Source organism: Capnocytophaga sp. oral taxon 324 str. F0483, from assembly GCF_000318315.2.
GTDB lineage: Bacteria > Bacteroidota > Bacteroidia > Flavobacteriales > Flavobacteriaceae > Capnocytophaga > Capnocytophaga ochracea.
Genome location: NZ_KB291531.1, coordinates 4,255 through 10,930 on the forward strand (window position 1 = coordinate 4,255; position 6,676 = coordinate 10,930).

General features: G+C 36.1%; 4 protein-coding genes. All 4 read left to right on the forward strand.

The window, feature by feature from the left end:
* Window positions 1-213 precede the first annotated feature (213 nt).
* The 4 genes from dtd to cas2 all read left to right on the forward strand — a co-directional run bounded on the left by dtd (window position 214) and on the right by cas2 (window position 6,452).
* Complete coding sequence (gene dtd, locus HMPREF9072_RS09755; protein ID WP_034566381.1) at window positions 214-666, forward strand: D-aminoacyl-tRNA deacylase; 453 nt, start codon at window positions 214-216, stop codon at window positions 664-666.
* 168 nt (window positions 667-834) lie between these two features.
* Complete coding sequence (gene cas9 / locus HMPREF9072_RS09760; protein ID WP_034566383.1) at window positions 835-5,187, forward strand: type II CRISPR RNA-guided endonuclease Cas9; 4,353 nt, start codon at window positions 835-837, stop codon at window positions 5,185-5,187.
* 36 nt (window positions 5,188-5,223) lie between these two features.
* Entirely contained in the window at window positions 5,224-6,114 is an 891-nt protein-coding gene (gene cas1, locus HMPREF9072_RS09765; RefSeq protein WP_009411568.1) for a type II CRISPR-associated endonuclease Cas1, read from the forward strand.
* Window positions 6,111-6,452 carry a CRISPR-associated endonuclease Cas2 gene (cas2, locus tag HMPREF9072_RS09770; RefSeq protein WP_009411569.1) on the forward strand — a complete coding sequence of 114 codons (342 nt, stop codon included), beginning with the start codon at window positions 6,111-6,113 and terminating at the stop codon, window positions 6,450-6,452. The genes cas1 and cas2 overlap by 4 nt, the downstream gene beginning before the upstream one ends.
* The last annotated feature ends 224 nt before the right edge of the window (window positions 6,453-6,676 follow it).

Consider the following 6,676-nt stretch of genomic DNA (forward strand, 5'->3'; position numbering starts at 1 on the left):
GAAAAGACGAACAATGAACGAAGAAAAGACGAACCTAAGACGAATTTAAAGTGAAGCTAAGGAGAAGGAAAGAAGATATAATGATGAATTTTTTGGCAAGGTAAGAAAGAAGATGTAAGTGGAATGCTTCTGCTGATGAGGAGAAGACAGCATATTAACAAATCTGAGAGAGAAACTCAGAAGGGCTTGGAGAGTAATAAAAAAAGATATTTTATGAGAGTAGTTATTCAGCGTGTAACTCACGCATCGGTGGATATAGATAAGCAAACAGTAGCTTCTATCAATAAAGGTTTATTAGTATTGGTAGGTATAGAAGATAGTGATACCAATGAGGATATAGCGTGGTTATCGGCTAAAATAGTGAATTTACGCGTTTTTGACGATGAAAATGGGGTGATGAATCTTTCGGTAAAGGACATAGAAGGAGAAGTGCTTATCGTGTCGCAATTCACCTTGCACGCCTCTACTAAAAAAGGCAATCGCCCCAGCTATATAAAGGCAGCACGTCCAGAAGTTGCAATTCCTATCTATGAGACGTTTATAAAGCAAGTGGAAAGTTTGTTAGGAAAGCGAGTGCCCACAGGACAGTTTGGGGCGATGATGCAAGTAGCCTTGTGTAATGACGGTCCTGTAACTATTTTTATAGACACAAAAAATAAGGAATAAAAAAAGCCCCGAAGATAGTCGAGGCGCTAGATGTTTTCACAACGGAATCATCCTTATTGTGAATTGCTTTCAAATTCTGCGACAAAAGTAGGTATAATATTTTTAATGTGCAAATATTTTTATATAAAAAATTTTATTACATTTGTCCTTTCTAAAAGCATTATACCAATGAAACACATATTAGGCTTAGATTTGGGCTCAAACTCTATCGGTTGGGCTTTTGTACAACAAGATTTTGAAAACAAACAAGGAAAAATTATTGCTACTGGTAGTAGGATTATTCCTATGGATCAGGGTATATTAGGTGACTTTGAGAGGGGAAATACAGTTTCTCAAACTGCCGAAAGAACTACTTATCGCAGTACACGTCGTCTGAGAGAACGGCATTTACTTCGCCGTGAGCGACTTCATAGAGTACTTCACATATTAGGTTTTTTACCTCCTCACTACGATGCTCAAATAGACTTTACCAAAAGATATGGTAAATTTATAGATAATGCTGAACCCAAAATAGCTTATAACAATGGGAATTTTATCTTTATGAATAGTTTCAATGAGATGATTGAGGATTTCAAAAAACACCAACCTCAGTTATTTTACAAGAAATCTAATGGCGAAGAGAGTAAAATCCCTTATGATTGGACAATTTATTACCTGCGTAAAAAAGCACTCTCACAAAAGATTACCCAACAAGAATTGGCTTGGCTTATACTTCATTTCAATCAGAAAAGAGGGTACTACCAGTTGCGAGGGGAGGAAGAAACAGAAAACCCTAACAAGGAAGTTGCTTTTCACTCCTTAAAAGTTGTAGATGTAGAGGCTGAAGCCCCTAATAAAAAAGGTGAGATTTGGTATACAATCCGTTTGGAAAATGGTTGGATATATCGTCGTACAAGTAAAATTCCATTGGACGACTGGAAGGGAAAAACGCGTGATTTCATTGTTACTACCGATCTTAATGATGATGGCACGATTAAAGTAGACAAAGAGGGAAAAGAAAAACGTTCCTTCAGAGCTCCTGACGAAAATGATTGGAATTTACTCAAAAAGAAAACAGAGCACGATATTGATTTTTCTGGAAAAACTGTAGGTGCTTATATCTACGACCATTTGTTGCAAAACCCTAATCAGAAAATTAAAGGAAAATTAGTTCGTACTATTGAAAGGAAGTACTATAAAGACGAACTAAAGGCTATTTTGGCTAAACAAATAGCTCTTCAACCAGAATTGTTCACTGAAACCCTATTGGCGGACTGTATAAGAGAATTATATCGCAAAAACGAGACTCAACAGCAAAATCTATTATCAAAAGATTTCCTTCATCTGTTTGTAGAAGATATCATTTTCTACCAACGCCCATTGCGTAGCAAAAAATCTACTATTGCCAATTGTACCTTAGAAAAACGTTCGTATATAGATAAGGAAACTAATGAGCGCAAAGATGCTCCTATAAAAGTATGTGCCAAATCTAATCCTTACTACCAAGAGTTTAGAGTACTGCAATGGCTACAAAACTTGAGAATTTACGAAATAGAAACCGACCGTGAGGTAACTGCTGAGTTTATAGAAACACCCCAAGACTGTGAGGCTCTCTTCAACTTCTTGATGTCTCAAAAAGAAATAGATAACAAAGGTTTACTGAAATACTTTTTGTTTGCAAAAAATCCTCAAATTAAAGACAAAGCAGCTAAAAGCGAGCTCAAAAAATGGCTCACTACTTATCGCTGGAACTATGTGTATGATGCGGCGGATAACTCCTCCAAAAAATACCCTATGAATGAAACAGGCTATGAACTTCAGCGGTATTTGCAAAAAGTAGAAGGGCTCCCTGCCAATTTTCTAACCTTTGATATAACATATCAATTGTGGCATTTGTTATATTCGGTGAAGGATAAAGTTGAATTTGAAAAAGCATTAAAGAAATTTGCTAAAAAGAAACAATTAGATAAAACATCTTTCGTAGATAGTTTCAAGAACTTCAAACCCTATCCTAATGAATATGGTAGTTTTTCTGAAAAAGCAATTAAAAAGTTACTTCCTCTGATGCGTTTTGGCAATCATTGGGACTTTAATCGCATTGATGTATCTACTCAAAAACGTATAGACGACCTTATTAATGGAGTAGCGAATGAGGATATCCGTACCATCATTAGAGAAAAAGCAGAGAAATATCAGCTCAATAGTGAGACCTGCTTTCAAGACTTACCGCTTTGGTTGGCTCAGTATGTAGTCTATAATCGTCACGCCGAAGCTACCGATATAGAAAAATGGACTTCAGTGAGTGATTTAGAAGCATATTTAGAAGATTTCAAGCAACATTCACTTAGAAATCCTATAGTAGAGCAAGTAGTTACCGAAACTTTACGCGTAGTAAGAGATATTTGGCAACAATACGGTGGGGGACAAGCGAATTTCTTTGATGAAATACATATAGAATTGGGTAGAGAACTCAAAAAAACAGCTGAAGAAAGAAAACAACTTTCCGATAAAAATCAAGAGAATGAAAGTACCAACCTACGTATTAAAAAATTACTTGCCGAATTAAAAGAAGATGCAAGCATACAAAACGTGCGTCCGTATTCGCTTGTACAGCAAGAACTGCTTAAAATCTATGAAGAAGGTGTGTTTAGTGCTACCGATGAAGTAGAGGAAGATATTCAGAAAATACGTAAAAAAGCTGAGCCTAGTAAAGCAGACTTACAACGCTACAAGCTCTGGTTAGAACAAAAGTATAAATCGCCTTATACAGGAGAGGTGATTTCACTTACAAAGCTATTTACTGAGGAGTATGAAATAGAACATATTATTCCGCAAAGTCGTTATTACGATGATAGTTTATCCAATAAGGTAATATGCGAATCGGCTGTAAATAAGCTAAAAACAAATCAATTAGGATTGGAATTTATCCAGAATCACCACGGTGAGAAGGTGCGCATAACAGCTAATAAAGAAGTTACTATCTTCACAGAAGAACAATACAAAGAGTTTGTGAAGAAACATTACGCTAACAATTCAGCTAAACAGCAAAAGCTCCTTTTGAATGAGATACCTGAAAAAATGGTCGCTCGCCAGCTGAATGACACTCGTTACATCAGTAAGTATATTTCAGAAATACTTTCTAAAATAGTGCGTTCAGATGAAAAAGATGAGGGGGTAAACTCTAAAAATATAATACCTTGTACAGGTAAAATTACTACTGCCCTCAAACAAGATTGGGGACTTAATGATGTGTGGAATAAGCTTATACTTCCTCGTTTTGAGCGAATGAATCAGCTTACCCAAACACAGCTATTTACCTCATATAACGACAGACTTCAAAAAAATCTCCCTACTGTTCCAATAGAATACAGCCAAGGTTTTCAAAAGAAACGCATAGACCACCGTCATCACGCTATGGACGCCTTAGTGATTGCTTGTGCTACGAGAGAGCACATCAATTATATGAATAACCAACACGCATTGGATAAGAGTAAGGATAAAAAAGAAAAACAACAATCTCGCATAGACCTTCGCACTATCCTCTGTGAGAAAAAGAATAATAACTGGCAGTTCAAGAAACCTTGGAGTACTTTCACTCAAGAAGCCAAAGAAGCCCTCGAACATATAGTAGTAAGTTTTAAACAAAACCTAAGAGTGATTAATAAGGCTACCAACTATTATGAAAAATGGGAAGAGAAAAATGGTGTACTTGTAAAAAAGAAAGTAAAACAAGAAGGGACTAATTGGGCTATCAGAAAACCTTTACACAAAGAAACTGTTTCAGGTAAAATTGTATTGGATAGAAAAATAGGTAAAGATAAAATACTTACAGCTACCCGAAAAGCAGTAGATATAACCTTTACAGAAAAGATTATCAGTAGTATTACCGATACGGGCATTCAGAAAATATTGCTCAACTATCTGAAATATAAAGGAAGTCCAGAAGTAGCTTTTTCAACAGAAGGATTAGAAGAACTCAACAAAAATATTGCCCAATACAACAATGGCAAGAAACATCAGCCCATTTATAAAGTGCGTATTTTTGAGGAAGGAAGTAAATTTCCTCTTGGAGAAACGGGCGCTAAAGCTACTAAATATGTAGAAGCAGCCAAAGGAACGAACCTCTTTTTTGGAGTATATCAAGGCAAAGGAAAACGCACTTATGCAACAATCCCTCTCAACGAAGTAATTGAACGACAAAAACAAGGACTTCCTTCTGTCCCCGAGCGCAATGAAAAAGGAGAACCATTGTTGTTTAGCCTTTCGCCTAACGATTTGGTATATGTGCCTATGGAAGGAGAAATCGCAGAGACAATAGATTTTAATAATCTCAGCAAAGAACAGAAAGAAAGAATTTATAAAACAGTGAGTTTTACAGGAAATCAGTGTTTTTTTGTACAAGAAGCAGTAGCAACCCCTATTGTAAATAAAATGGAATATTCACCATTGAATAAAATGGAGAGAGATATTCTAGGAACAATGATAAAAGAGGTCTGTATCAAACTAAAAGTAGACCGCCTAGGAAACATCACCAAAGCATAGAACTCTTTTTAAAAACCAATAAATACCCTTTAAACTATGTTATACCGATCTATTTACATAGGCAATCCTGCCCATTTGAAGTTGAAAGATAAGCAACTCAAAATAACTGACCCCGCTACCCAAACTGTAAAAGGAAGTGTGCCTATTGAAGATTTGGGTTTGCTGATGCTCGACCATTATCAAATTACAGTTTCACATCAATTACTGCAAGAATTGATGAAAAATAATGTGGTACTTATCAGTTGTGATGAAAAACACTTACCCTTAGGAGCAATGCTTCCTTTCGGTGGGAATACTCAATATTCTGAACGGGTAAAAACGCAGTTGGAAGTGAGCGAACCTCTTAAAAAACAACTTTGGAAGCAAACTATAGAGTGCAAAATTCAGAACCAAGCTAAGGTCTTAGAACATTTAGGGAAGTATGCCGACCCGATGTATAATTATCTAAAAGAAGTAAAATCGGGCGATACGACCAATATGGAAGGTATTGCAGCGCAACACTATTGGAAGTACCTTATTGATTATGATTTTCTAAGAGATAGATTTGGTGAATATCCTAATCAGTTTTTCAATTTTGGATATGGAGTTTTGCTCAGTATCGTAGCCCGCGCATTGGTAGATACAGGTTTATTATTAGTATTAGGAATTTTCCACCGCAATAAGTACAACCCCTATTGTTTGGCAAGCGACATAATGGAACCCTACCGACCCATAGTAGATTTATTGGTAATGGAATGGCTCACAACACATCCTGAAGTAGAAGAACTTAACAAAGAAAGTAAAGCTCATATACTGCAGATGGCAACCCGTGATGTACAGATAGAAAAGAATACCCACCCGTTGATAGTAGCAGTAAAGAACACAGCTTCTTCTTTATACAAATGCTATGCGGGTGAAAAGCGACTGATAGCTTATCCTGAATTATGATCATAGCCGAACGATATAATGCTTATAGAATTATGTGGGTATTAGTATTATACGATTTGCCAACAGAAACGAAAAAGATGCGTAAAGAAGCACAGAACTTTCGTGATAAACTCATAAAGGACGGTTTTACGCTCTTTCAGTTTTCGATGTACGTAAGGCATTGCCCTAGTAGAGAGAATGCCCAAGTGCATATCAATCGTGTAAAACAAAACTTACCTCAGTATGGCAATATAGCTATTATGTGTCTAACCGATAAGCAGTTTGGCGATATGGAGTTCTTTTACTGTCAGAGAGAAACAGCAGCTCCCGAAACCTATGTGCAATTAGAGCTTTTTTAAGAAGAATAGGAAAGTGAAAACCTCCTCTTTAACCTTATAAACAAAGGTAAAAGAGGAGGTTTTTTAGTACTGTTTTTAAGCAAAACTGATTGATATTTAAACTCTTAAAAGATTGAGGTTGTTATCAATCGCAAAACTACAAAATTTGAAAGCAATTCACAACCTCAACTTATTGTTTTTGTTTTCGTTGTAAGTTGTTATCAATCGCAAAACTACAAAATTTG

What these genes read in the sequence shown, in the direction of transcription:
- cas2 (WP_009411569.1), top strand. Translation starts at nt 6,111, where the DNA reads ATGATCATAGCCGAACGATATAATGCTTATAGAATTATGTGGGTATTA.
- cas1 (WP_009411568.1), top strand. Translation starts at nt 5,224, where the DNA reads ATGTTATACCGATCTATTTACATAGGCAATCCTGCCCATTTGAAGTTG.
- dtd (WP_034566381.1), top strand. Translation starts at nt 214, where the DNA reads ATGAGAGTAGTTATTCAGCGTGTAACTCACGCATCGGTGGATATAGAT.
- cas9 (WP_034566383.1), top strand. Translation starts at nt 835, where the DNA reads ATGAAACACATATTAGGCTTAGATTTGGGCTCAAACTCTATCGGTTGG.